This is a genomic window from Pseudomonas sp. PH1b (genome assembly GCF_000633395.1).
Classification (GTDB): domain Bacteria; phylum Pseudomonadota; class Gammaproteobacteria; order Pseudomonadales; family Pseudomonadaceae; genus Aquipseudomonas.
This window is the reverse complement of record NZ_AYMU01000001.1, coordinates 290,376-315,809: the sequence shown is the minus strand read 5'-3', so window position 1 is coordinate 315,809 and position 25,434 is coordinate 290,376. Positions and strand designations below refer to the sequence as shown.

Here is a 25,434-nt window from a genome sequence, read left to right as displayed (position 1 = left end):
AACATGAGCGACTTCAATACCCTGGAACTGCTGCGTGACCCTCGTGGTTTTGCCACCCTGTGGCTCAGCCGCGAAGCCAAGAACAATGCGTTCAACGCCGAAATGATCCGTGAACTGATCCTGGCCCTGGATCAGGTCCAAGGCGACCCCAGCCTGCGCTTCCTGCTGTTGCGCGGCCGCGGCAAGCATTTCAGCGCCGGCGCCGACCTGGCCTGGATGCAGCAATCGGCCGAACTCGACTATCACACCAACCTCGACGACGCCCGGGAACTGGCGGAGCTGATGTACAACCTGGCGAAGCTGAAGATCCCGACCCTGGCGGTGGTCCAGGGCGCAGCGTTCGGTGGCGCCCTGGGCCTGATCAGTTGTTGCGACATGGCGATAGCCGCCGATGACGCACAATTCTGCCTGTCGGAAGTGCGCATCGGCCTGGCCCCGGCAGTCATCAGCCCATTCGTGGTGCAGGCCATCGGCGAGCGTGCGGCCCGCCGCTATGCCCTGACCGCCGAGCGCTTCGGCGGCCAGCGTGCCCGGGAAATCGGCCTGTTGGCGGAGAGCTATCCGGCCGCCGAACTGGAGCAGCAGGTGACCCACTGGGTCGACAACCTGCTGCTCAACAGCCCCCAGGCCATGCGCGCCAGCAAGGACCTGCTGCGGGAAGTGGGCAATGGCGCACTGACCACTGCCCTGCGCCGTTACTGCGAAAATGCCATTGCGCGGATTCGTGTCAGTGCCGAAGGTCAGGAAGGCCTGCGGGCCTTTCTGGAAAAACGTCCGCCCAGCTGGCAGACCGAGACCACGACCAAGGAGTCCCGCTGATGAGCGCGCCCGTTCTAGACACCCTGCTGGTGGCCAACCGCGGCGAGATCGCCTGCCGCGTCATGCGTACCGCCAAGGCCCTGGGGCTGACCACCGTGGCCGTGCACAGCGCCACTGACCGCGACGCCCGGCACAGCCGGGAAGCGGATATTCGCGTGGACCTGGGCGGCAGCAAGGCTGCCGACAGCTACCTGCAGATCGACAAGCTGATTGCCGCCGCCCAAGCCAGCGGCGCCCAAGCCATCCACCCCGGTTATGGGTTTCTCTCGGAGAACGCCGGTTTTGCCCGGGCTATCGAAGCCGCCGGGCTGATTTTCCTTGGCCCTCCCGCCTCGGCCATCGACGCCATGGGCAGCAAGTCGGCCGCCAAGGCGCTGATGGAAACCGCCGGGGTCCCCCTGGTGCCGGGCTATCACGGCGAAGCCCAGGACCTGGAAACCTTCCGCAATGCTGCCGAGCGCATCGGCTACCCGGTGCTGCTCAAGGCCACTGCCGGCGGTGGTGGCAAGGGCATGAAGGTGGTCGAAGAGGTCAGCCAACTGGCCGAGGCCCTGGCGTCTGCCCAGCGTGAAGCCCAATCGTCCTTCGGCGACTCGCGGATGCTGGTGGAGAAATACCTGCTCAAGCCGCGTCATGTGGAGATCCAGGTGTTTGCCGACCAGCACGGCAATTGCCTGTACCTCAACGAACGCGACTGCTCGATCCAGCGCCGCCACCAGAAGGTGGTCGAGGAAGCCCCGGCCCCGGGCCTGAGCCCCGAGTTGCGCAAGGCCATGGGCGAAGCTGCGGTACGCGCGGCCCAGGCCATCGGCTACGTGGGCGCCGGCACCGTCGAGTTTCTCCTCGATGCCCGCGGCGAATTCTTCTTTATGGAGATGAACACCCGGTTGCAGGTAGAGCACCCGGTCACCGAGGCCATCACCGGCCTGGACCTGGTGGCCTGGCAGATCCGCGTGGCCCGCGGCGAAGCCCTGCCCATCAGCCAGGAGCAGGTGCCGCTGCGCGGGCATGCGATCGAGGTGCGCCTGTACGCCGAAGACCCGGCCAACGATTTTCTACCGGCCACCGGGCACCTGGAGCTCTATCGCGAATCCGCCGCCGGCCCGGGTCGGCGCGTGGACAGCGGCGTCGAGGAAGGCGATAGCGTTTCGCCCTTCTACGACCCGATGCTGGGCAAGCTGATTGCCTGGGGCGAAGATCGCGAGCAGGCACGCCTGCGCCTGCTGAGCATGCTCGATGAATTTGTCATCGGTGGCCTGAAGACCAACCTGGCCTTCCTGCGGCGCATCATTGCCCATCCGGCATTTGCCGAGGCGCAACTGGATACCGGCTTCATTCCTCGCTATCAGGAGCAGTTGCTGCCAGCCGCGAGCGAGCTTGGCACTGATTTCTGGCAGGCAGCCGCCCACGCCTTCAATCAGAGCCAGCCGCAACGGACCCGCAGCGATGATCCCGATTCACCCTGGTCTGCCGTCAACGGCTGGCGCAACGGCCTGCCGGCCCAGATCAGCCTGCACCTGAGCTGCGCCGGCCAGGACCAGGCCATCAGCCTCGGCGCCCGGACAACGGCCTTTGATCTGCAAGGTGAACACCTACGGATAGAGCAGCAGGGGCTGCGCCGCGAGCATCGGGCCATTCGTCGTGGCGATACCCTGTATCTGCACTGGCAGGGCGACACCCATGGCATCACCGCCCATGACCCGATTACCGCAGCGGCAGCCAGCCACAGCCAGCAAGGCGGCCTGACTGCGCCGATGAATGGCAGCATCGTCCGGGTATTGGTCAGCCCGGGGCAAAGTGTCGAGGCCGGCGCGCAACTGGTGGTGCTGGAGGCGATGAAGATGGAGCACAGCATTCGTGCGCCCCAGGCGGGGATCATCAAGGCGCTGTATTGCCAGGAAGGCGAGATGGTCAGCGAAGGCAGTGCATTGGTGGAGTTGGAATAAACACTGGAAAAACAGATGCCCTCTCCGGCCCTTTTCGGGCCCGGAGAGTGCTCTGCCACAGTGGTTTCAAGAGCAAGTCCAGCTAAGCCAGCGTTGGCCGCACCAATGATCGTGCCAATCGGAAACCCAGGTCTTCGATACGGAAAGTCGGATGACTGCGGCGGCGGTTGGAGGCCAGGCAACCGCGACTCTGATCACTCCAGCCTCCCCCGCGAAAAACTCGATAGCTGCCGTAAACCTGCGGATCATATTGATCCCAGCACCATTCCCAGACGTTCCCCAGCATGTCGTGCAAGCCAAAACCATTGGGCGCCTTCAGCCCCACTGGATGAGTGCGCTCGCCGGCATTCTGCGCATACCAGGCAATCTGGTCCAAGTCACCGTATTGCACAGGACCGTCCCCGGCACGGCAGGCGTACTCCCACTCGGCATCGGTTGGCAGTCGAAATCCGCAACGCTGCCGATCCCAGTGCACAGCCTCGTCAGCCCACCGAATGTCGTACACCGGCTCAAGACCCAACAGGCTGGATAAACGATTGCAGAACACCACCGCATCAAACCAGGAAACGCATTCCACCGGGGCGTCCTGGTGCTCAAAGCACGCAGGCGATGCGTGCATCACCTCAAGGTAGAGCGCCTGGGTGGTGGGAAACCGACAGAGCTGGAATCCCGCGACTTCACTGTTCCATTGGCTTTTTTTCCGGTCATCTCGCTGATTGATTCGACCGGCGGGCAGCGTAAGCATCGAGCCAAGCAGGTGCTGGACGCTCAGGCGTGGCTCCTCAATGTCAATGAACATGCATTCGGCCTGATAAAAAGGAGCAGGGACACAGGCATAAAACCTGCGCCATGCATCGACAGAAGGGGGATTGCTGCATTGGTTCAATCTGCCGCCTTTCCTACATAGGTTGTAAGAAAGAGCGTGGCAGTTAGTTAAAATTTCGCAGTTGCTTGTACGACTACACCAATAATCCGGCACTCGTCGCTGTAGAGCATCTTCGGATAGGTAGGATTGAGCGGAATCAAGTAACGCAAACCGCCCTCTTGCACCAACTTGCGGAAGATCGCCTCGTCACTGCCGGGACACTGTACGACCACCAACTTACCGGGTTCGGCGGCAATCGCCGGATCCACCAGGATCAGCATGTCCTGGCCGATGCTCAAACCGCTGGGCGCGATCATCGCGTCGCCAACCACCACCAGCCAGAATGCCGCGCCCCGAGCCTGATAGTCGGAAAGCTCGTAGCGCTCCGGCACGTAGACCGGCTGGCCGTCTTCGCGAACTTCGCCGGCCATACGCCAATCGCTTACCGGGTAACGGAAGTACGGGTTGTACTTGTTGAGCAACGCAGGCCCGTCTGCCAGAGGCTCGCCGTCGTCACCGACCAGCGGTTTCTCGCGGACCACCAGAGCCACTTCGAGAAAGCCCATGCCGATCTCTTCCAGCACGCGGTTCATGTCTTCGATCTTCGGTTGGCGACGCTTGCTCAACCAGTGACCGATACCACCTTGAGACATGCCCAGACGCTCGGCGAGCTTTTCCTGTGTGACCTTGCGGCCTTTCATGTTGGCTTTGACCAACTCGATCCATTTGTCCATGGGCCGAACAATACGTTGTGTATTTCCGCCCTCAACACACAACTTGTAGTATTTGAAATCTCGTCACAATTACAATACGTATTAATATTGTTCCACCCCTCTTTCCTTTCTCCGACAGGGCAGAACACTCCATGAACACAAGCAGCAAGGACGTGCCGGAACTCGATACAGAAACCACATTAAGCGCGCTCAAAGACAGCCAAGCCGCCCGACGCGCAATGGACTACTACCTGAAGCCGGCCATTACCGAATCAGACAAGGAAGAGAAGTTCTTCGAGATCAGGCGCAGCCTCAGCAGAGAGGAAGCCATGATTCATGCTTCCGACCTGCTGCGCTGTGCGGCGGCCACCGCCTATGACGCCGCGAACAACCTGCGGGGGGCCAATCGCGACTTGGCGTTTTCGGTGGTGCACATGATCGACATGGCCAAGGCCCTGGTGGACAGGTCCCTTGAAAGCCAGCGTTATGAGGCGAGTTGAAGCACCGCACACGGCTGGGCGGGAAATCAACGACGGAAAAAAACGGAAGTGGAAAAAAAATTTCCAAAAGGCGGGGAAAAACATTTGACTTGCAAATGATAATGATTATTATTGCAAGCAACTGGTCGCGAGATCAGTCGATAGCCCAAAGGACCTTAGGTCGGACCTTTGGATTATCTCCTCATCAGGCTAATCACGGTTTTTGACCCGGCTTTTTGCCGGGTCTTTTTTTTTGCCAGTTTTTCTGGCTTGGCTTCAGGCTAATGAAGACTGTAGGTGCCGCTAAAAATAATGGCGGCGATGATAGCAAAAGAATGTCCTTTTGCAAGAGAACGCCCGTCGTAAAGCCTCGGAAAGCAAAAAGTAGCGCTTGAGAATCAATCGCATAGCCACTAAGCTTCGTCTGCGTCAAGGACGACGCCCCCCTTCTTTTACCCCCCTTCTGTGTAGAGTAGCGCTCATAACAATCCTGATAAGGAATCGATTATGACCGTGGGCAATCACACCTCTTTTCAAATTTCCGCCGATTTCGACAGTGGCAACATCGACGTACTGGACATCAGCAACCCCTTGCAGGCACTGCTGGCGATCCGCCCGGATAGCCAGAGCCCGCACTTCCAGTGGTTTCACTTCAAGGTCAGCGGCCTGCATGTCGGCCAGGAACACTGGTTTCGCCTGACCAACGCCAGCCAGTCCTCCTACAACAAGGCCTGGACCGGCTATCAGGCCGTTGCTTCCTACGACCATGTGAACTGGTTTCGCGTACCGACCATCTTCGAAGGCGACGCCCTGCGCTTCAACCTGGAAGCCACCCAGACCCACGCCTGGTTCGCCTACTTCGAGCCCTACAGCCGCGGCCGCCACGACTGGCTGATCGACCAGGCCCTGACCAAGGCCGGCACCGAGTTGCTGGCGGTGGGCAAAAGCGTCGAAGGCCGGGACATCCAGTTGCTGCGCAAAGGCAGCGGCGCGTCGGGCCAGCGCAAGATCTGGATCATCGCCCAACAGCATCCCGGCGAGCATATGGCCGAATGGTTCATGGAGGGCGTGATCGAGCGCTTGTTCCATCGCGATGACCCGGAACTCAACGCGCTACTGGCCAAGGCCGACCTGTACCTGGTGCCGAACGTGAACCCGGACGGCGCATTCCATGGCCACCTGCGCACCAACGCCAAGGGCCAGGACCTGAATCGTGCCTGGCAGAGCGCCAACCAGGAGCTCAGCCCGGAAGTGCTGTTCGTCCAGCAGCAGATGGAAAAATACGGCGTCGACCTGTTTCTCGATGTGCACGGCGATGAAGAGATTCCCCACGTGTTCACCGCCGGCTGCGAAGGCAACCCGGGCTACACCCCGCGCCAGGAGAAGCTCGAGGAACATTTTCGCAGCCACCTGAAACGCCAGACCCGGGATTTCCAGACCACCCACGGCTACACCCGTGACAACCCCGGCCAAGCCAACATGACCCTGGCCTGCAACGCAGTCGGGGAAAAGTACGATTGCCTGGCGCTGACCCTGGAAATGCCGTTCAAGGACCACGACGACAACCCCAACCCGGTCACCGGCTGGTCCGGCAAGCGCTCCATGCAACTGGGCAAGGATGTCCTGAGCACCCTGGCCGACCTGGTGGATCACCTGCGCTGAACCCCACTGACGGCTGCGCACCCCTTTGCCCAGCCGTCACTCCTCCTCCCCGGCCGGCACTCGCCGGCAATCATCCGGCCCCAGCAAGCGGCCATCCGCCGAGCGCAGCTCCAATGCGCGTAACGGCTGCCCGGTTTCCCGGTCGACCATCCGTGAATGGGCTTCTCCCTCCTGGTAGAAAAACGCCTCGCCCCATTGGCGCAAGCCGATGATCAGGGGAAACAGCCCCCTGCCCTTTTCCGTCAGCACGTACTCCTGGTAGGCACTGCCATCAGAGGCCGGGACAACCTCCAATACCCCATGTTCCACCAGGGTACGCAGGCGCGTGGCGAGGATGTTCTTGGCCATGCCGAGGTTGCGCTGGAACTCGCCAAAACGGCGGATCCCGTCAAAGGCATCCCGCACGATCAGCAACGACCACCAGTCGCCAATGGCGTCCAGTGAACGGGCAACCGGGCACTCGGCATCTTGCAAGCTGGTGCGTTTAACCATGCTGGGCATTCTCCGATCAAGCCGCAGGAAAGTGGTTGCAATATAAAACCACGATCTTTACCGTACAACTGGTTTCATTATGAAACCTAACTCCGGAGCCCAACATGCCACACCCTTGCGCCCCACACGCGGCACCCGCCCTTCCAACAAAAGTGGTGCTGCTGTTCGCCATCGCCTGCGGCCTGGCGGTGGGTAATGTCTACTACGCCCAGCCACTGCTGGATGCCATGGCCCACACCTTCGGCCTGGCGCCAGCTACCGTGGGGATCGTCATCACCCTGACTCAGGTCGGCTATGGCCTGGGCTTGCTATTGCTGGTGCCCCTGGGAGACCTGCTCGACCGTCGACGGCTGATCGTGACCCAGACCCTGCTCTCGGTACTGGCCCTGCTCACCGTGGCCCTGGCCCCCAGCAGCGCCTGGCTGCTGCTGGGCATGGCCTGCACCGGGCTGCTGGCGGTGGTGACCCAGGTACTGGTGGCCTATGCCGCCAACCTGGCCCCGGCAGAGCAGCGCGGTCGCACGGTGGGCATGGTCACCAGCGGCGTGGTGATAGGCATCCTGCTGGCCCGCACCGTGGCCGGCACCATGGCCGACCTGGCGGGCTGGCGTTCGGTCTACCTGCTGTCCGCCGGGCTGACCTTGCTGGTGGCCCTGGCGCTGTGGAAAACCCTGCCAGCCGTCGAACACCACCGAGCCACCCAGGGTTACGGGCAATTGCTCGGTTCGTTGCTGCAGTTGTTCAAGGAGGAAAAGGTGCTGCGGGACCGGGCCGTGCTGGCGATGCTGATCTTCGCCGCCGGCACTGTGCTGTGGACCCCACTGGTGTTGCCATTGAGCGCCCCGCCGCTGTCCTTGTCCCATACCGAGATCGGCCTGTTCGGCCTCGCCGGCGCGGCGGGCGCCCTGGGCGCGGCACGGGCCGGGCACCTGGCCGACCGCGGCCTGGCGCAGTGGACCAGCGGCCTGGCCCTGGGCCTGATGCTGCTGTCCTGGCTGCCCATCGCCTTTACCCAATCGTCCCTGTGGGCCCTGCTGTTCGGGGTGATCAGCTTCGACCTGGGCCTGCAGGCCGTGCACGTCACCAGCCAGAGCCTGATCTACAGCGTGCGCCCCGAGGCCCAGAGCCGCCTGGCCGCCGGCTACATGCTGTTCTATTCCCTGGGCAGCGCCCTCGGCTCCATCGCCGCCACCGCCACCTACGCCTGGGCTGGCTGGACTGGGGTCTGCCTGCTAGGTGCCGGGATCAACGGCGTGGCGCTGCTTTACTGGCTGTGGAGCCTGGCCCCGGGCAAAGCCGCGGCCAGGGTTCGTTGCACCACTTAAGCCCGGCGGCGCAGGCGTCACTCAACTGCGGCCACGCAACATGCTCTGCAGCACACCATCGCGGCGCACCCAGCCATGGAACAGCGCCGCGGCCAGATGCAGCAGCACGGTGAGAAACAGCAGGTACGCCAGGTAACCGTGAGCCTTGCGCAGCAGGGCAAACAGCGTGGCATTGGCCGGCAGGATGGCCGGCAATTGCAACGCGCTACCGAGCATCACCGGGTCGCCGGCCGCCGAGATCATCCCCCAGCCCAGCAGCGGCAGGCTCAGCATCAAGGCGTACAGCAGCCCATGGGAGGCCTTGGCCGCCAGCGCCTGCCAGCCCGGCAGGTCTGCCGGCAGTGGCGGTTGCCGGGTGGAGAAGCGCACCCACAGGCGCACCAGCACCAACAGCAGGATGGCGATCCCCAGGGGCTTGTGCAGGTGGATCAGCCATTCATGACGCGCGGAAACCGAGGCCACCATGCCGGCGCCGATAAACAGCATGGCGATGATCATCAGCGCCATCAGCCAGTGCAGCAGGCGCGCCAGGGGCGCGAAGTGTCGGGGGTGGCTGTTCATGGACGTGGCTCCTGGGCGCCGGGCAATTGGCTGACTTCGCTGGTGCGACGCAGATAGGAACTGGCGTAGGCCGCAGAGCGCGCCGCCAGCAGGGGGTCGTCGGACGCCTGGATGCCGCTGGGCAGGATCAGCGGGTCGTAGTTGATGTCCCGACACTCGCCGCTGTTCTGCGCCTGGGTGCTTTGCAGCACCAGGGTCCCGGCGTTGATTACCGGGCGTTCTGCCGGCCAGGCCTTGCTGGCGTCGTTGGTCGGGTCGCCGGGCGCCGCCAGGGTAAGCTGCAGACGCCAGCGCAAAGGCCCGTCTGCCAGCCGTCGGGTCAGGTCCTGCTGCAGGTAGTCGGCGCCTTGCGGGGCACCGCCTGCGCCTGGCGCATCGCGGCTCTCGGGCACTACCCCCCAGCGCACCGCCTGGCGCTTGCCGTTGCCATCCACCAGGTAGAAAGCATTGATGCCGTTGTAGCTTTCGCTGGCATAGCTGGCCGAAGGCTTGGCGCCCTTGACCCATTGCAGGAACGGCGCCGCCTCGGGATGGCTGGCGAAGAATGCCGGCACTTTGCTCGGGTCCGGCTTGCCGGTGGCCGGATCGGGAGAGCCGGCCTGCTGCAACTGATAAAAGGCCTCGGGGGTGCCCACCGGGAACACCGGCATGCTGTTCATCCCGGTTCGCCACTGCTGGCCGTTGGCCTGGAGAAAGCGCAACGCCAAGCTGCGGATCGGCACGCTGCTGTCCGGCGCGTAAGGGTTACCGCTGGGCAAGGCGAAGCGCCCCACCACCGGCGTGCGTGCCTCGTTGAACACCTGCGCCGTGGAATAGGCTCGGGCCTCGCCGCTGCTCTCGAAGTAGCCGATGACGCACACCCCCTTGGCGTGGTTGCGACGGAACCCCGGGTGCACACCGTTATTGGTTTCCAGCACATCCACCAGGGCCTTGGGGGTCAGGCGCTGGGGATCGAGGCTGCCCTGCACATAGGCCATGGCCGCTGCGGCAGCGGCCACCACCAGGGCAATCGCCCCCAGGCGCAGGGTCAGGCTAACGGCGCTCAGAGGTGGGCGGTCGGGCGTTGATGAAGGATCAACCATGGGACATCTCCAGTACGCATAGCCATGAGGGCAAGGACCTGTCAGACGCAGCCCGACCAAGGTTATTCCACGGCCGGTATTTATTTTCCCGAGGCTGGAATAACCTGCACTGCGGCGCGTCTTCCTAGCCTCAAGCCTAGTGACTGGCCCAGCATCCGCAGGATTTCATGAACGATCTCGACCAACAGCTACGCCTGCTGATTCCAAGGCTCCGGCGTTTTGCTCTGTCCCTGACGCGCCAGCCCAGCAGCGCCGACGACCTGGTGCAGGCCTGCCTGGAACGCGCCCTCGCCGGCTGGGCCGAGAAACGCCCGGAAGGCGACCTGCGGGCCTGGCTGTTCGCCATTCTCTACCGGCAGTTCCTCGACGCCCACCGACGCTCCCGACGCTACGCGCGGATGCTGGAGTTCTTCACCGGCCGCGACGACAGCCAGCCCTCGGTGGAACGCACGGTGATGGCGCAATCGACCCTGCAAGCCTTCGACCGCCTGAACCCCGAACAGCGCGCCCTGCTGCTCTGGGTGTCGGTGGAAGGCCTGAGCTACAAGGACATCGCCGCAATTCTCCAGGTGCCCACCGGCACCGTGATGTCGCGTCTGTCCCGGGCCCGCCAGGCTCTGCGCCAACTCAGCGACGGCGAAATCAGCAGCCCTTCTCTACGGATACTCAAATGATCAGCCTGCCCCCCAGCGACAGCGACCTGCACGCCTATGTCGATCACCAGCTCAGTGAAGAGGACCGCCGGCTGCTGGAACACTACCTGGCCAGCCACCCGCAGGCGGCGGCCCAGGTCCAGGCCTGGCAACAGGATGCCCAGCACCTGCGGGCCGCCCTGGGTGGCGCCCTGCTGCTGCCGGCCAACCCGGCGCTGGACCCGGCGCAGATCCGCACACGCCTGAAGCAACGAAGCCTGCGCCGCCTGGCCAGTGCCGCAGTGCTGCTGATGGCCGTCGGCGTGGGCGGCCTGAGCGGCTGGCAGGCGCGGGAGCTGACCCTGGCCGGCAGCAGTGTGCTGCCCATGACCGACGCCTTGCAGGCGTACCGCCTGTTTGCCGAGCAAGGCATGCTCCCGGCGGACTTCAAGGTGCAGGACAACCGGACCATGCAGGCCTGGCTGGATCGCTACTTCACCCAGGCCAGCCCAATGCCGGATTTGCAGGGTGCCGGGTTCAAGGCCGTCAGCGGGCGCCTGCTGAGCACCGAGCAAGGGCCGGCGGCCATGGTCCTGTATGAAGACCCTGAGGGGCGCAAGGTCAGTTTCTACATTCGCCCGCCAGGCCCGCAGAACAAGCTGTTGCCCCGAGGTATCCGCCACGATGGTGCATTACAGGCGCAATACTGGTCCGACCAGGGCTACAACTACGCCATGGTCGGCCCGTCGGAAATTCCCCTGTAGCCGTCAGAAACCCACGTCCAGCACCACGTTATCGATGTAGGTACCGGCCGGCGGAGTGCTCTGGTCGGTGTAGATCTTGGCGTTGTAGTTGAAGATCTGGCTCCCGGTGCCCAGGCCGTTGCCGGGGTTGACCTCAGCATCGGTGCTGGAGCGCCGGGCGCTGCCGACACTGCCCCAGCGGGTGCTGCCGGCGCTCTTGAAGATGTCGTAGGCCAGGTAGTTGCTGCCGGAAATCATCTGCCGTCGCCCACCCGTGCTCACCGGGTGCTGGCCATCGCTCAGGCCCACGGTGTAGGCACTGCCCTTGGTACAGGCCAGATTGATGGTCTGCCCGGTCACCGTGGCAAAGGCGCTGATCACCGGTGCGCTGCCGAAGCTGATGTTCGGCGCGGTGATCAGGCAGTCGTTGGACACCGTCATGTTCACGGTCAGGCTCTGGGTGCCGCTGCCGATGTCCCGGCCCAGGCAGATCCCCAGGGCACCGATGCCGGAGCAATAGTTCCAGCTCCAGAGAATGCTCAGGTTTTCGGTGTAGACCCCTGCTGCGACGTTGCTGCCGGTGAGGGTGCCGAGGTAGATCGGCACGGTCTTGGCCACGGTCGGGCTGCCCAGCAGGCCCAGCAGGTCGATGATGGAATTGCGCGCGAAGTCGAACTGCACCCCCCGGGTGATCGGGTAGCTGGTGCTGTTGTTGGCGTACAGGGTGTAGCTGATGACATCGCCGGTGGGCCCCACCATGCCGCTGGTGGTGGAGGTGATGGTGGCGTAGAAATGGTCGTTGCTGGCCAGAATGCTCAACAGCGAGCCGGTACAGCTCAGCCCGGCATTGGTGGTGGAGGCCGGCTGCGAGGTGGTGCGCACCAGGATCGAGCTGACGGTACCAAAGCCTGCCGGCGAGGTCGGAACCGTCGTGCACAGTGCCTGGGCCGTGAACGACAGCACGCTCGCCAGCAGCCCCAGTATTGCCTGTCGCCATCCCTTGTACCCATCCACGTCCCGCGCTCCTTATCTGCTGAGACCGCCATTACTGACAAACCAGCGGGCCGATCAGCGGCACCTGCTGCTGTTGCATGTCGATGTCGAACTGCGCCCGGCAGGTCTTGCCGTCGGCCAGTTCCACGTGCAGGGTGTTTTGGGCCGCAAGGTTTTCCAGGTAGACCAGCCCATCCCAGCCGACCACCGTGCGCGCCCCGCTCTGCTCATGAGTGACATTGCTGCCCAGGGGCAGCTCACGCTGCTGGGCGTCCACCAGCACCACGCTGGCGGCGACGATCCGGGTCAGCGGAAACTCCAGCAGGTAGCCGCTGCCACGGCGCACCGCGACCCGCTGCTCGACATTCGGGCTCTGCACGTTGGCCGGCAGGTTCAGCGGGTCGATCTCGTACTTGCCGCGGTAATAGGCGCTGCTCCAGGGCACCAGCAGATGGCCGTTCTTGTCGGTCTGGCCCACCAGCTGGTTTTCATAGCGCACCGGGATGTCCTTGTAGCCATCGGTGCTGATCACCACGAAGGCATCGTCGATGCGGTTCGCGGCGAACACCTGATGGTCCATCCACACCAGCGAGCCGCTGGCATCCGCCCAGCGGGTCTCAGCGTCGCTGGTGCCATAGACCCCGGCCTGCAGGCGCACCGACTGCAGGCGCCAGGTCACGTCGGCCTGGCGGTAGTCGACGCCACTGCCGGTGGCGTAGCCGAGGTTGTAGCCAACCCCGCCCTCGATCGGCACCGAGCGGCTGAAGTTGACCCGCTGGCGGCTTTCCCCGGTCTTGCTGCGTTCGTTGCTCAGGCTCAGGCTGCCGTGCAGGTCGAAGGGGATCACCAGTTGCGCCTGCATGGCCCAGTGGCTGTCGCCGATCTCGCGGTTGGCCGACAGGTAGAAGCTGCTGCTGTGCCACAGCGGCTTGCTCCAGGTCAGGTTCAACAATCGGGTGCGGGTCGAGTCGGCGGCGCGCACGTCGAAATAGCCGGCGCCCAGGCTGCCGAAGCGCTCCAGGTTGAGGCTCAGGGTCAGTTGTTCGCTGCGCTGGCTGAGGCTGGTGTAGGGGCTGTCGACCACTGTCAGGTCGGCGTACTGGTCGCGCCGCTGCATCCGCTGGTAGGCAACGCTGTAGCGCTGGCTGCTGTACTGGTAGCCAAAACTCAGCTGCTGGCCGCCGTCACCGTCGAAACGGCTCTGGCTGACGGCGGTGTTGATGACCCCGAACTGCCCCAGCCGCAGGTTGCCGCCAAACCCGCCCAGGGTCAGGGAATCCGAGGCTTCGGCGTGGCCTTCCAGGGTCAGGCTGTCACTCAGGCCGTAGCGCAGGCTGCCGGACGTCACCCCGGGGCCATAGCCGAAGTCCCGTAGCGTGTAGTCCCGGCGCAGGGTGCCCGCGGCCACCGAGAAGTCCGTCAGGCCCTTCTGCAGCAAGGTGCTGGTGACGTAGAACGGCACCGTGGTGGAGACCTGCCGGCCCAGGGCGTCGGTGGTGACCACCACCGCTTCGCCGGCACCGTTGATAAACGGAATGTTGGTCAGGGTATAGGGGCCGGGCTGCAAGTCGGTGCTGCTGGATTTGTAGCCGTTGATGAACAGGTCCACCGAAGACGGTACCGCCGCCTCCCCGGCGAACTGCGGCAAGGGGTAAGTCACCAAGTCCGGACGTACCGAGAAATCCCGGGACAGTTGCACCCCGCCCAGGCGCACCGAATTGCTCCAGGGCAAGGCGCCACTGATCAAGTCGCCGGCTTCGTAGGTCAGCAGGCGCTCGTCGTCGGAAAAACGCCAGGTGGTGTCGTAGCGCCGGTATCCGTTGTTCAGGGAACTGCTTTGCACCCCGGACAGGGTCCGGCGGTATTGCCCGGTGTTGGACAGCGTGCCCCAGGAGTCGAACAGTCGCACTTCATTCCAGGCGGCCAGGTAAGTGCCGCCGTCATCGGTGTCGTTGAGGTACAGGTCGTAGTTGAGCAGCCCGCCAAAGCTGCTCAGGGCCGGGGTCCGCGGGTAGGCCTGGCGGCTGCCGATCAGTTGCTCCGGCAACCAGTCCGGCGGCACGTCCAGCAACAGGCGCTGGCCCTGGCTGTCGTATTCGCTGTGCAGGCCCTTGAGGCTGTCCAGGTCGACCTCGGCGCCCAGGCCCTCGGGCAGCTTGATCCCGGTTTCACGCAGGGTCTGCGCCGGCACGAACAGCCGGCCGGAGCGCTGGTCCACCGCCACCACCTTCCCTGTGTTCATCTGATTGATCACCAGTTCCAGAAACAGCTGTGCATCGGCCATCGACTCCAGGCTGCTGGGCGGCGGCGGCAGTTCGCCCGCCGGCACCTCGGCGGCCAGCATCAGGCTACACAGGCCGGTCACCAGCCCTTGCCACCTGCGAAAACGCCGAGCCGGGTCCTGGCTCATTGCGGGCTCAAGTCCATCTATGGACATCTCCATCCCAGGACGGATGCGCCACCGCGCTCACATCCGTCCGTACCTCTCCCCACCGGCGGTCCAACTGGCCGCCGCGTTGCGCCTGAGGCTCAGTGCGTAGGCGCCAGGTCCTGTACCTGCGGTGCTCCATTGACCCGCAGTTGCAGGGTCGACTCGGCCGCCAGGGTTTCCGGCACCGGCCAGCGCATCACCGCCCCGGGCAACACATAGCCCAGCAGCCCAGGCGCCACGGGCCGAGCCTGCCCGCCCTGCTTGAAGGCCACATCGGTCAGGCGGGCGTGCACCGCACCCTGGTTGCGCAGCTCGAAAAACGTCTTGCCGTCCACTGCCACCTTGCGCCAGCTCAGGTCCGGCACGCCGGCGCCCTTGGGATCGCGTGGACGGGAGGCGTCTTCCTTGCTCCACAGCCCGGCGCCATAGGCGAACAAAGGCACCGAGTAGCGCATCTGGAAGCGGATCGCCGCCGCGCTCTTGGCATCCCCTTCCGGGGTGACGGGCTTGGCCGAGGGAATCTCGTCGATGATGATCCGGTACGCCAGCTCCTGCCCCGGTGGCACCTCGCGGGTGCGGGTCAGGCGCACCAGTTGCTTCTGCCCCGGCTCGATCTTCGCCACCGGCGGGCTACCGATGACATCGCGCTGGTTCTGGTACTGGTCGGCAAAGCCGCTCTGGCTCCAGGCGAACACCCGGATCTGCAGGTTGGCCGTCTCGCTGCCGCGGTTCTCCAGCCACAACGCGCTGGCCTGCTGATCGGCCTCCAGTACCGGGTCGATCGGCCAGATCAGCACCGAACTGGCGGCCTGGACCCTGGGTACAACCGCCAACAGCCCCGCCAGGATCAGATAACCGGTCCCCCGCATGCCCTGCAAAGGTAAATGCATACTGCTACTCCTTGTCCGCCTGCCGGCTGGTTATGAATGCGCCCCATCACCACGACAGCTGCACCTGCAGCACATCGCTGTACGTCCCCCCAGGCTGATTGCCCGGCAACTGCACCTGCCCGTAGATCGGCAGGCTGATGTTATTGGCATCGCTGTAGGCCACGGCCACGCTCTGGCCTATCCCCAGGCTCTGGCTGTAGCCCGCATCGCGAAACAACTGATAGGCCACCCGCGCACTGCCGCTATTGAGCTGCATGTGCCGGCCGCTGCTGTTGTACTGGCCTCCGTCCACCGTCATGTTCAGGGTCACCCCCGGCGTGCACTGCAACTGCACGCCCCCGGTGAGCGCCACTCTGACCGTGCTGGTGGACAGCGCCGACTGGCTGCCGAAGGCCAGGCTGCCGTAGTTGCTGACGCCCCCCACCACCAGGCACCCGGCGGTGATGGTGGCGCTGACCTGGAAGCTCTGGCTGGTGGCCGCAGCGATCCACCCCGGCCAGGTACTCGCGCAGGCCAGGAGCAGCAGCGCACAAGCGTGGCTGGCCATGGCATCAGAAGGTCAGCTGCACGGACACCGTATCGGTGTAGGTGCCGGCCGGCAGCCCCGCCTTGCCCACCGCCTGGCCATAGAGGTTCACGGTCTGCGCCACCCCGGTGCTCGGCGCCAGGTTGATCACGCCGTTGATCGCCACAATCTGCGAATGCCCGGAGTCGGTGTACAGGTCATAGGGCACATAGTTGGCCACCCCGTCGAACAGCGCCCGGGTGCCACCGGTGGACTTGCCGTCGTTGGCGCCGCCCTGAATGGTCAGCGACGGCGTGGTGCCACTGGAGCAGAGGATCGACAGCGCACCGCCACCGCCGCCCAGCACCTGGCCGGTGGCGGTGGTGAACAGGCTGTTGGTGGTGCCGAAGTTCAGGGCACCGAAGTTCAGGCCGGTGCTGCCACCGACGCCGTTGACCTGGCAACTGCTGGTGAGGATCAGGGTCGAGCTGATCTGCCCGGTGACGGTAGTCGCGGCATTGGCCGTGGTGGCCATGACCAGCCCCAGCAAAGGCCAGCCGATTCTGGATACAAGCGCGTGCATGGTGTGCGTCCTCTCATGGTTTACCAATCCAGCGTGATGGTCAGGGTGTCGGTGTAGACCCCTGCCGGAACCGCGCGGGTATTCGCGACCACAGAGCCGAACACCGGAATGGGAATCCGTCTGCCGCTGCTCACTGCGAAATTGCGCTGCTGGCCGATGCTGTAGCTGTCGCTACCGGAAGCATCGACGAACAATCGATAGGGAATGGTCTGGCGGCCATTGCTCAAGCGCCGGGTGGTGCCGTCGCCGTTGAGGCCGCCATTGATGGTCACGGTAAAACCGGTGACCGAGGAATTGCAGGCCACCTGCAGCGGGCCTTCGGTGCTGTCGGTGAGGCTGGCCTTGATCGGGTTGACCCAGGTCGGTCCCTGCTGGCCGAAGTTGAGCATGCCCGGGTCGCCGATCGGGCTGGCGGACGGGTCGCCGCCGCTGCTGACCTGGCAGGCAGCGGTTATCACCAGGCGCGCCTGGATCTGCCCGCTGATCGCCGCCTGAGCGTCGTCAGCCAGCAGACACAGCGACCCCAGGGCGACAATCGTCCAGGTCCTGCCTTTCATCACAGCCATCCCAGTTCCATCAGGACTCCCACATGGGCCGTTCACCATGAACGGCCATCCCTGCTCTGCCCCGTTACTGGTGGCAGCATTCGTGCCCCCGGCCCTACCAGGTCAGGGTCACCTTCAACACATCGGAATAGCCCCCGGCCCGGGGAATCTCGGCCAGAGGTTCGATACGCCCGTACAAGGGCAGGTCCACCGTGCCGGAGTCCGGCACCCGGCCGCTGACCGGTACATTCACCGGCAGCGGAATCCGCCGGGCCGGGTCCTGGTAAAGGCGGTAGGGAATGGGTTTGCCAGCCTGAGTGTTGCTGGCCAGGTAGCGGACTTCACCGACGCCGCCGTGCAGGCCGCCATCAATGCGCATCTGATAAGGGGTATCGGGGTTGCATTCCAGGCGCGGCTGGCGGCTGCCGGGCAAGGCCGCCGACAGGGGCCCGGCCGGGTCATCCAGGCGCGCGGTGCTGCCGAAATCCAGGGTTCCGAGCTGCTCGATCCCCGCCTCGCGCTGTTGGCCGACCAATTGACAGCCACGCAGCACATCGACCCGGACCTGCACCTGCAAGTCTGCGGCCCCTGCGGTCGCGCTAAGCAACGCGCTCATGACTGCCACACCCTTATATCCATTCAAGGCCTCAATCCTTATGAGGAGCATTCGCTGAAGTCAGGTTAGCAACCCGCGGGGAAACCGCCAGTTAGCGTATTAATCGCCCGGGGCGCGGTTACTGCACTGGAACGGCCGCTGCCATGCCTTTTCGAGATGACTGGCCGGGGCATTTTCTATTGGTTAAATTGGCGCGCCGCTCTTAAGGTGAGCGGCCTGGAACCATCGGGGTAATCAACATTGGCCGCTTTACCGCCAACACCTGCACAGACTCGATCTCCCTGGCGTCGCCTGTTCGCCAGGGCCGCCCGCCGCCCGAGCGCCGCCGGCACGCTGATCCACGACTACTTTCGCCACAAGGCCCTGGAGCTGGGCTACACCCTGAGCCACGGCCAGTTGCAGGTGATCGAGCGCATGGAGCAACTGGCCGCCGCCCTGGAGCAGGCCACGCCGCAGGCGCCGAGCCTGTACCTGTACGGCGCCGTGGGCCGGGGCAAGAGCTGGCTGCTGGACGGCTTCTTCCGCGCCCTGCCGATCGCTGAAAAACAGCGCCTGCACTTCCACGATTTCTTCGCCCAGCTGCACCAGGGCATGTTTCGCCACCGGCAACAGGAAGATGCCCTGGAAACCACCCTGGACGAGCTGCTCCGTCAGTGCCGGGTCCTGTGTTTCGATGAGTTCCATGTCCACGACATCGGCGATGCGATGCTCATCACCCGGCTGTTCAAGGCCTTGTTCAAGCGCGGCATCGTGCTGCTGGTGACCTCCAACTACGCCCCCGAGGGCCTGCTGCCCAACCCGCTGTACCATGCTCGCTTCAAACCGGTAATCGAGCTGATCAACGCGCGCATGCAGGTCATGGAAGTCGGTGGTGCCGAGGATTACCGGGCCCACGCGCCAACCCACGAACAACAGGTCTTTACCCGGGGGCAATATGTCTGGCCCGGTACCGCGGCCCAGCGCCAGGCGCTCAAGCTGCCCGAACGCCATGCCCCGGCCGCACAGCTGCAAGTGGGCAGCCGCCAGCTGACCACCCGCCAGCGCCAGCAGCGCAGCATCCGCTTCGAGTTCAACGACCTGTGCGAGCAGCCCACGGCGGTCATGGACTACCTGGAACTGAGCCGCCAGTTCGACACCTGGATCATCGACGAACTGCCAGAACTGGGCGAATGCTCGATCGCCGCCCAGCAGCGCTTCATCAACCTGATCGACGTGCTCTACGACCAGGACAAGCGCCTGCTGCTGATCGGCCAGCGCCCGCTGGCCGACAGCCTGGGCGGCCACGCCATCGACCTGGCCCGCACCCGCAGCCGCCTCGGGCAGTTGCAGGAAATCGGCCCCGAGCACCCGCTTGAGCGAGTAGCCACATGAGTTCGATCAGCTTTTGCGAGCTGGTGTGCCTGCACCTGCAAGATTCAACCCTCCAGCACTCCCGGCTATTTGGCCTGGAGAGTTTCTCGGCCGCCGAACTGGCGGCCAAAGGCTATGAGCGGATCGGCGCGCCCCAGGACTTTCACCTGTACGAAAAAACCTGCACGACGCGCTACCACCAGCGAACCCTGGAGGTGCTGTTCAAGTGCTACTTCCTTGACCGGCAACTGGTCGGCAGTGGCTTCAGCCTGGCCCCCGGGGCCCGCCTGACGTCCGTGCTCAAGTACCGGAAACGCCTTGCCACCGAGCAAAACCTGCCCGCTTCGCCCTTGGCTTTCCATTTCTCGGACGACAAGCAGGAAGGCGCGGTGATTCTGGATGACCGGCACGTCATGCGTTTCAACCAATGGCGCCACCAGGGCGCCTACCTGCTTGCAACCCTGGAGAGCGACTTCGACCTGGAAAACCCGCTGGGCAGAGCGGCCACCGGGTCGGTAAAAAACACCCTGGAGCACCACAGCCTGGAGTCGATGCTGGCTGAAGCCGGGAACCCCAGGCACCCCGCAGCATTTCGTCGCTTGGCTGGAGCACTGCAAGATGCACGCATTTGACCGCAAGGAGATTTACCGACTGGCAGAGGCGCTCTTGCGCGCCATTGAAAATGCCCAGCCGGCGGCATTGGCGGCCGTTGGCGTGAGCCCGGCCATTTATGCAGAAATCCTCGAAGAGTTGCACCGCTCGGGAGAACAGCCCGGGGACCTGGCCCTGGCGCCCTATGATCGGGCCTTCCAGCCGGACCGCAGCGGCCGGGTCGCCCTGGACCTTTACCCGCTGGACAGCGAGCCATGCGCCATGAGACTGGCCTGCCAACTGTGGTGCAAAGGCCGCAAGACCGACCTCACCCTGATTGCCGACCACATCCAGGGAGCGGGCGCGCTGACCTTCAGGCTGCTGGAAACCCAATAGCACTCATCCCATGGCCGCTCAGGCAGCAAAACCGGCCGTTCTGCTTTATCCTGCCCGCCCTTCTCCTTCTTTCGAGTGTTGACGCTGTTCATGGATACCCTTGCCCAACTGCGGGCCGGCCAATTGGCCGGCATCAAGCGCCTGGACCTGTCCTGCGGGCTGACCGAGTTCCCCCGGGAGATCTTCGACCTCGCCGAGTCCCTGGAAATCCTCAACCTCAGCGGCAACGCCCTGAGCAGCCTGCCCGAGGACCTGCACCGGCTCACTCGCCTGCGCATCCTGTTCTGCTCGGACAACCAGTTCAGTGAAATGCCGGCCTGCCTCGGCCAGTGTGCGCAACTGAGCATGATCGGCTTCAAGGCCAACCGCATTGAACATGTACCGGCCGCCGCCCTGCCGCCGCAGCTGCGCTGGCTGATCCTCACCGACAACTGCATCAGCGAACTGCCGGAGGAGCTGGGCAATCGTCCGCTGCTGCAAAAACTCATGCTCGCCGGCAACCGCCTGAGCCGCCTGCCCGAGAGCCTGAGCCAGTGCCACCGCCTGGAACTGCTGCGGATCGCCGCCAACCGCCTGACCGAGCTGCCGCCGTTCCTCCTGGCCCTGCCACGCCTGACCTGGCTGGCCTACGCCGGCAACCCGCTGGAATCGGAAGCCGATGCCACGGCCCTGGAATCCACGCCGAGCATCCCCTGGAGCGAACTGACCCTGGAGCAACGCCTGGGGGAAGGCGCCTCGGGGGTGATTCACCAGGCGCAATGGCAGCCCGCCGGGCAACCGGCACGAGCGGTGGCGGTCAAGCTGTACAAGGGCGAGATGACCAGCGACGGCTCGCCGCTGCATGAAATGAACGCCTGCATCAGCGCCGGGCTGCACCCGAACCTGATCCGCGTCGAGGGCCGGATCCTCGACCATCCCCAGGGGCAGAACGGCCTGGTGATGCAGTTGATCGACAAAAGTTTTGCCAACCTCGCGGCGTTGCCGAGCCTGGATTCCTGCTCCCGGGACATCTACCCGGACCAGGCCGGCTTCAACGCGGGCGTAACCTTGGGCATCGCCCGGGGCATTGCCTCGGTGGGCGCCCACCTGCACGCCCAGGGCATTACCCATGGCGACCTCTATGGCCACAACACCTTGTGGAACGCCCAGGGTGACTGCCTGCTGGGGGATTTTGGCGCGGCGTCCTTCCATGCCCAGGACGACACCGAGCAAAGCCGGGCGCTGCAACGCCTGGAAGTGCGGGCCTTCGGTATCTTGCTGGAGGAATTGCTGGAGCGCGGGGATGGCTCGCTGAGCCTGGAACAGCGGCAGAAACTGGCGGCGCTGGTGCAACGCTGCTGCCAGCCCGAAGTGCTGGCGCGACCGGGTTTTGCTCAGGTCTGCGAGGAATTGGCGGGGCTTTGAAAAAAGCCTCAAAGGCCAGCCGGCTCCTACACCATCCGGTAGGAGCCGGCTGGCCGGCGAATCGCGGTCTTAGCCCGCCAGGCCGACGAACATGTCCTGCACGTCGTCATGGTTGTCCAGGCCTTCGAGGAACGCCTCGACTTCAGCCATCTGCTCATCGCTCAGGCCGCTGACCGGGTTCTTCGGCTGGTAGCCGAGCTTGGCCGACAGCACGGTGAAACCTTGTTCTGGCAATGCCTTCTGCACCGCATCCAGGTCCGCAGGTTCGGTCAGGAACAGGGTCGCGCCCTCTTCGCCCGGCTCGAAATCCTGGGCACCGGCCTCGATGGCCGCCAGTTCCGGATCGGCGTCCGGGCTGTCCGGCGAGGCTTCGATCATGCCCACGTGGTTGAAATCCCAGGACACCGAGCCCGAGGCACCCAGTTGGCCCTTGCGGAAGGCCACGCGGATTTCCGCCACGGTGCGGTTGATGTTGTCGGTCACGCACTCAACGATCAACGGCACCTGGTGCGGGGCGAAACCTTCGTAGGTCACGCGGTGGTACTGCACGGTCTCGCCCAGTTGGCCCGAGCCTTTCTTGATCGCGCGTTCCAGGGTCTCGCGGGGCATCGAGGCCTTTTTCGCTTGCTCGACCACCAGCCGCAGGTGGGCGTTGGTGGCGGTGTCAGCGCCGTTACGTGCGGCGATAGTGATCTCTTTCACCAGCTTGCCGAAGATCTTGCCCTTGGCATTGGCTGCTGCTTCTTTGTGTTTAACCTTCCACTGTGCGCCCATTACTCACTCTCTTGATCGATGGCGTCGAGTTGGATTTGGCCGACGCGATGGGCAAGTTTATACGTCCTCAAGGCCCTGATCGACCAAAAACTCAGTGGCCGCCAGGCTTCAGCCCTTGTCGGCCTTGCCGGCCGCCGCCGCGAAGCGCGCCAGGCGCACATCCAGACGACGCGGCCGGCGCTCCTGATCTTCGGCCCGCTCCTTGCGGCGGATAGCATTGCGCACCATCAGCGAGCCCAGGTAGCGGATCGGTTCCGGGGGGAAATAACCCAGGGGGCCGTTGACCAGCGGCGAGCGGGTCCAGGGGTTGTCCAGCCCCTGGACCAGGGACGCGAGGATCTGCCCGCCCATGTGGCAGGGGCCGACGCCGCTGCCGGAATAGCCGAACCCGTAGAACACATTGCCCGCGCGGCTCATCTGGCCGAAGAACGGCAGGCCGGTGACCGAGCGATCCGACGGGCCATTCCAGGTGGCCGCCACCGGCACCTCGGCAAAGGCCGGGAAGAACTGCCCCAGGCTGCGCTGGAGCAGCCCGGCGTAGGGCGACGGCTGGTCGAACACCGGCAGCATCCGCCCGCCGTAGGCGAAGGTATTGCCGCCCTTGCCGAGCATGATCCGGCCGTCCGGGGTGTTGTGGTAGTAGTGCACGAAAATCCGTGAGTCGAGCACCGTCACCCCGCTGGTCAGGCCGATCTGCTGCAACAGTTGCGGGCGCGGCTCGGTGATCAGCATGTCGCTGGAGACAATCGCCACGCTGCGCTCGAACTGCGGGAAGGCTCGGGCCATCCAGGCATTCATCGCCAGTACCACCCGCTCGGCGCGGATCTGCCCGGTTGCGGTACGCAGCAGCGCCGGACGGCCCTCCTCCAGGCCGGTCATGGCGCTGTTCTCGTGGATTCTCACCCCCAGTTGCAAGGCCACTCTGCGCAACCCGCGCACCAGCAATCCGGGCTGTACGCTGGCGGCGGCCGGGGAGTACCAGCCTTCCAGGTGCTGGCTGGAACCGGCCATGCGCCGAACCTCGGCCAATGGCCGTTTCTCGAAGGAGTTGATGCCCCGTCGCTCCAGCGCGGCAATCACGCCATCGGTGGAGCCGACCTGGGCCGGGTTGGTGGCCGTGTACAAAGTGCCGTCGAGGCGGTACTGGGCATCCACCCCGTAACGCTCGCAGAAGGCGCCGATGGCATAGATGCTCTGCTCGGATTCCTTGACCAGGCGCACCGCCTCCTCGACCCCGAACAGCCGCTCCAGGGTGAAGTACTTGGCCGACCAGGACAGCGCACAGCCGCCGTTGCGCCCACTGGCACCGGCGCCGCAGATATCCGCCTCGATCAGCAGTACGTCGAGCCCGGGGTTCTGCTCCTTGAGCATGATGGCGGTCCACAGCCCGGTGTAGCCGCCGCCGACAATCGCCACCTGGCAGGTGGTGTCGCCCGACAAGGGCGGGCACGCCGCTGAGGGTTGCTGTTGCAGGGCCTGTTCCAGCCAGAAAGGTCGCATGGTGAATCTCCAGGTAAAAAACGGCGAGTGGGTCCTCTGGCAAGCCAGCGCCTACAAGACTTCGCAGGAGCCGGCTTGCCGGCGAAGAGGCCCGAAAGTCAGGTACGCAGCGGTTTGATCAACAAAGGTCCATTGGGCACCAGGGCGCACACCGGCTCGAGCCCAGTGGGCCGGCTGTTCCAGTACGGCACCAGCACCAGGGCCGAGACCAGGGCGCAGGCGGCAAACACGATGAACACCGTGACCGTGTCGAAATAACCCGGCAGCAGGCCACCCAGCACCGCGCCCACCGAGCCGCAGCCATTGACGAAACCGGCCGCGGTGGCCCCGGCCTTGGCCGAGCCGAAGTCGATGGCTGCTGCGCCGCAGATCATCGAGTCCGGCCCGTACAAGGTCAGGCCCATGAAAAACAGCAGGGCCATCACCAGCACCACGCTACCGGTATGCAGAACGCCCATGAACAGCGCCAGGGACACCGTCAGCGCCAGCAGGCTGATGACACAGGCCGGCATGCGCCGGGCGCCGAACAGCTTGTCCGAGGCCAGGCCGATCATCACCGGCCCCAGCAGCCCGGCCAGTTCAAAGCTGGTGGGCACGATCGCCGCCCCCACCTTGCCCACCGACGGCATCTGTTCGTAGACGATCACCGGCCCCCACAGCAGGATCGCGTAGCGCGCCGGCTTGAGCAGGAAGTACGACAGCCCGAGGATCAGCACCGTGCGGTTGCGCAGGATCTCGCGCAGCGGTTCCCAGACGCTCATGCGCCGTTCGGCGGCGTCTTCTTCGGCGCTCTGCGGGGGCAACGGCTCCACGGCCGGCAGGCCCACGTCCTCCGGGGTATTGCGCTGGAAGATGAAGAACAGCACCGCGGTCAGGCCCACCACCACCCCACTGGAAATGAACGCCGCGTGCCAGGTGCCGATCAGCGTATAGGCCCACCAGCCGGCAAAGGGCGAGGCCACCAGGCCGCCGAAGGCATAGCAGGAGCTCCACAGCCCCAGCACCCTGCCGCGCTGCACGGCGGGAAAGAAACTGCCGATGTTCTTGCACAGCCCCGACCAGCCGGTGGATTGCGCCAGCCCCTGGATCAGCATGCAGGTGGCAAACACCGGCAAGGTGGCGAAGCTGCCCATCACCAGGGCCGCAGCGGCGGAAATCAGCAGGCCGCCGAGCACCACCACCCGCGGGCCGAAGCGGTCGGCGAAGATCCCCCAGGTGAACTGCCCCACGGCGTAGGCCGCCAGATAGATGGCGTCGAGGTTGGCCATGGCCATCTTGTCGAGGGTGAAGTCGGGATCGTCGGCGATCCCCAGTTTGGCGACGGAAAAGGCTTTGCGGGTGAAGTAGAACGCCGCGTAGGCGATCCAGGTGATGGCGAAAATCTGCACGCGCCAACGTTTGATGGTGCCGATCTGCTTGTTCATTGTGGTTCTGACCTCAGGGTGAGTGTGCCGGCAGGATGCGAAGCAAACGCCTGTGTTTTTTATTCTTGAGCACTGCAGCAAGGCCCGCGCGGCGGGCGCTGCTGGTCAGATGA

Annotated in this window: 27 protein-coding genes; 11 read left to right on the top strand and 16 right to left on the bottom strand. The window is 64.5% G+C overall.

What is annotated here, in order from left to right; translation table 11 throughout:
• Positions 1-3: 3 nt before the first annotated feature.
• Together U873_RS0101510 and U873_RS0101505 are read left to right on the top strand one after the other, a co-directional pair.
• Positions 4-819, top strand: a complete 816-nt coding sequence (locus U873_RS0101510; RefSeq protein WP_025126552.1) for a gamma-carboxygeranoyl-CoA hydratase — start codon at positions 4-6, stop codon at positions 817-819.
• Positions 819-2,765 (top strand): acetyl/propionyl/methylcrotonyl-CoA carboxylase subunit alpha, encoded by a 1,947-nt coding sequence (locus U873_RS0101505; RefSeq protein WP_025126551.1) that lies wholly within the window; start codon positions 819-821, stop codon positions 2,763-2,765. The genes U873_RS0101510 and U873_RS0101505 overlap by 1 nt, the downstream gene beginning before the upstream one ends.
• Before the next feature lie 82 nt (positions 2,766-2,847).
• On the opposite strand, the gene U873_RS0101500 is transcribed toward U873_RS0101505, so the two are convergent.
• The gene (locus tag U873_RS0101500; RefSeq protein WP_051586049.1) at positions 2,848-3,564 is read right to left on the bottom strand and encodes a formylglycine-generating enzyme family protein; all 717 of its coding nucleotides are present in this window, start codon (positions 3,562-3,564) and stop codon (positions 2,848-2,850) included.
• 134 nt (positions 3,565-3,698) lie between these two features.
• Positions 3,699-4,364: a LexA family transcriptional regulator gene (locus U873_RS0101495; protein WP_025126549.1), complete on the bottom strand. Its 666-nt coding sequence runs from the start codon at positions 4,362-4,364 to the stop codon at positions 3,699-3,701.
• Positions 4,365-4,495: 131 nt separating this feature from the next.
• Here U873_RS0101495 and U873_RS0101490 point away from each other — a divergent pair, with 131 nt between their 5' ends.
• Positions 4,496-4,843, top strand: coding sequence for a DUF6124 family protein (locus tag U873_RS0101490; RefSeq protein ID WP_025126548.1), 348 nt, complete (start codon positions 4,496-4,498; stop codon positions 4,841-4,843).
• Between the two features lie 193 nt (positions 4,844-5,036).
• On the opposite strand, the gene U873_RS34910 is transcribed toward U873_RS0101490, so the two are convergent.
• On the bottom strand, positions 5,037-5,255 hold the full coding sequence (locus U873_RS34910) for a hypothetical protein (RefSeq protein WP_081818583.1): 219 nt from the start codon (positions 5,253-5,255) through the stop codon (positions 5,037-5,039).
• A gap of 74 nt (positions 5,256-5,329) precedes the next feature.
• Here U873_RS34910 and U873_RS0101485 point away from each other — a divergent pair, with 74 nt between their 5' ends.
• Entirely contained in the window at positions 5,330-6,484 is a 1,155-nt protein-coding gene (locus U873_RS0101485; RefSeq protein WP_025126547.1) for a M14-type cytosolic carboxypeptidase, read from the top strand.
• A gap of 36 nt (positions 6,485-6,520) precedes the next feature.
• Here U873_RS0101485 and U873_RS0101480 read toward each other — a convergent pair whose 3' ends face one another.
• On the bottom strand, positions 6,521-6,976 hold the full coding sequence (locus U873_RS0101480) for a helix-turn-helix domain-containing protein (RefSeq protein WP_025126546.1): 456 nt from the start codon (positions 6,974-6,976) through the stop codon (positions 6,521-6,523).
• A gap of 104 nt (positions 6,977-7,080) precedes the next feature.
• Between U873_RS0101480 and U873_RS0101475 the strand changes: the two genes are divergently transcribed.
• Entirely contained in the window at positions 7,081-8,301 is a 1,221-nt protein-coding gene (locus U873_RS0101475; protein ID WP_025126545.1) for an MFS transporter, read from the top strand.
• A 21-nt stretch (positions 8,302-8,322) separates the two neighbouring features.
• Here U873_RS0101475 and U873_RS0101470 read toward each other — a convergent pair whose 3' ends face one another.
• The gene (locus tag U873_RS0101470) at positions 8,323-8,862 is read right to left on the bottom strand and encodes a cytochrome b (RefSeq protein WP_025126544.1); all 540 of its coding nucleotides are present in this window, start codon (positions 8,860-8,862) and stop codon (positions 8,323-8,325) included.
• Positions 8,859-9,944, bottom strand: a complete 1,086-nt coding sequence (locus U873_RS0101465; RefSeq protein WP_025126543.1) for a catalase family peroxidase — start codon at positions 9,942-9,944, stop codon at positions 8,859-8,861. The genes U873_RS0101470 and U873_RS0101465 overlap by 4 nt, the downstream gene beginning before the upstream one ends.
• 167 nt (positions 9,945-10,111) lie before the next feature.
• Between U873_RS0101465 and U873_RS0101460 the strand changes: the two genes are divergently transcribed.
• Both U873_RS0101460 and U873_RS0101455 read left to right on the top strand, forming a co-directional pair.
• Positions 10,112-10,618 carry an RNA polymerase sigma factor gene (locus U873_RS0101460; RefSeq protein ID WP_025126542.1) on the top strand — a complete coding sequence of 169 codons (507 nt, stop codon included), beginning with the start codon at positions 10,112-10,114 and terminating at the stop codon, positions 10,616-10,618.
• Entirely contained in the window at positions 10,615-11,340 is a 726-nt protein-coding gene (locus U873_RS0101455; protein ID WP_025126541.1) for an anti-sigma factor, read from the top strand. The genes U873_RS0101460 and U873_RS0101455 overlap by 4 nt, the downstream gene beginning before the upstream one ends.
• 3 nt (positions 11,341-11,343) lie before the next feature.
• Here U873_RS0101455 and U873_RS0101450 read toward each other — a convergent pair whose 3' ends face one another.
• From U873_RS0101450 to U873_RS0101420, 7 genes are all read right to left on the bottom strand, one after another.
• Positions 11,344-12,333, bottom strand: a complete 990-nt coding sequence (locus U873_RS0101450) for a spore coat U domain-containing protein (RefSeq protein ID WP_025126540.1) — start codon at positions 12,331-12,333, stop codon at positions 11,344-11,346.
• Positions 12,334-12,364: 31 nt separating this feature from the next.
• Positions 12,365-14,722, bottom strand: coding sequence for a fimbria/pilus outer membrane usher protein (locus U873_RS0101445; RefSeq protein WP_025126539.1), 2,358 nt, complete (start codon positions 14,720-14,722; stop codon positions 12,365-12,367).
• A gap of 119 nt (positions 14,723-14,841) precedes the next feature.
• A complete protein-coding gene (locus U873_RS0101440) occupies positions 14,842-15,633 on the bottom strand; it encodes a molecular chaperone (RefSeq protein WP_025126538.1) in 792 nt (263 codons plus the stop codon).
• A 46-nt stretch (positions 15,634-15,679) separates the two neighbouring features.
• Positions 15,680-16,180 carry a spore coat U domain-containing protein gene (locus U873_RS0101435; RefSeq protein ID WP_025126537.1) on the bottom strand — a complete coding sequence of 167 codons (501 nt, stop codon included), beginning with the start codon at positions 16,178-16,180 and terminating at the stop codon, positions 15,680-15,682.
• A 4-nt stretch (positions 16,181-16,184) separates the two neighbouring features.
• Entirely contained in the window at positions 16,185-16,721 is a 537-nt protein-coding gene (locus U873_RS0101430; protein WP_025126536.1) for a spore coat U domain-containing protein, read from the bottom strand.
• A gap of 20 nt (positions 16,722-16,741) precedes the next feature.
• Positions 16,742-17,278, bottom strand: coding sequence for a spore coat U domain-containing protein (locus U873_RS0101425; RefSeq protein WP_025126535.1), 537 nt, complete (start codon positions 17,276-17,278; stop codon positions 16,742-16,744).
• Positions 17,279-17,381: 103 nt separating this feature from the next.
• Positions 17,382-17,882 carry a spore coat U domain-containing protein gene (locus U873_RS0101420; protein ID WP_029978055.1) on the bottom strand — a complete coding sequence of 167 codons (501 nt, stop codon included), beginning with the start codon at positions 17,880-17,882 and terminating at the stop codon, positions 17,382-17,384.
• A gap of 240 nt (positions 17,883-18,122) precedes the next feature.
• Here U873_RS0101420 and zapE point away from each other — a divergent pair, with 240 nt between their 5' ends.
• The 4 genes from zapE (at position 18,123) to U873_RS0101400 (ending at position 21,623) form a co-directional block, all read left to right on the top strand.
• A complete protein-coding gene (zapE, locus tag U873_RS0101415; RefSeq protein WP_025126533.1) occupies positions 18,123-19,253 on the top strand; it encodes a cell division protein ZapE in 1,131 nt (376 codons plus the stop codon).
• The gene (locus tag U873_RS0101410; protein WP_025126532.1) at positions 19,250-19,864 is read left to right on the top strand and encodes a hypothetical protein; all 615 of its coding nucleotides are present in this window, start codon (positions 19,250-19,252) and stop codon (positions 19,862-19,864) included. Before zapE ends, U873_RS0101410 begins: the two co-directional genes overlap by 4 nt.
• Complete coding sequence (locus U873_RS0101405) at positions 19,851-20,219, top strand: hypothetical protein (protein ID WP_025126531.1); 369 nt, start codon at positions 19,851-19,853, stop codon at positions 20,217-20,219. The genes U873_RS0101410 and U873_RS0101405 overlap by 14 nt, the downstream gene beginning before the upstream one ends.
• A 90-nt stretch (positions 20,220-20,309) precedes the next feature.
• Positions 20,310-21,623, top strand: coding sequence for a leucine-rich repeat-containing protein kinase family protein (locus tag U873_RS0101400; protein ID WP_025126530.1), 1,314 nt, complete (start codon positions 20,310-20,312; stop codon positions 21,621-21,623).
• A gap of 69 nt (positions 21,624-21,692) precedes the next feature.
• On the opposite strand, the gene U873_RS0101395 is transcribed toward U873_RS0101400, so the two are convergent.
• From U873_RS0101395 to U873_RS0101385, 3 genes are all read right to left on the bottom strand, one after another.
• On the bottom strand, positions 21,693-22,397 hold the full coding sequence (locus U873_RS0101395; protein WP_011062247.1) for a YebC/PmpR family DNA-binding transcriptional regulator: 705 nt from the start codon (positions 22,395-22,397) through the stop codon (positions 21,693-21,695).
• A 108-nt stretch (positions 22,398-22,505) separates the two neighbouring features.
• On the bottom strand, positions 22,506-23,897 hold the full coding sequence (locus U873_RS0101390; RefSeq protein WP_025126529.1) for an FAD-dependent oxidoreductase: 1,392 nt from the start codon (positions 23,895-23,897) through the stop codon (positions 22,506-22,508).
• Positions 23,898-23,995: 98 nt separating this feature from the next.
• A complete protein-coding gene (locus U873_RS0101385) occupies positions 23,996-25,321 on the bottom strand; it encodes an MFS transporter (protein ID WP_025126528.1) in 1,326 nt (441 codons plus the stop codon).
• Positions 25,322-25,434 lie beyond the last annotated feature (113 nt).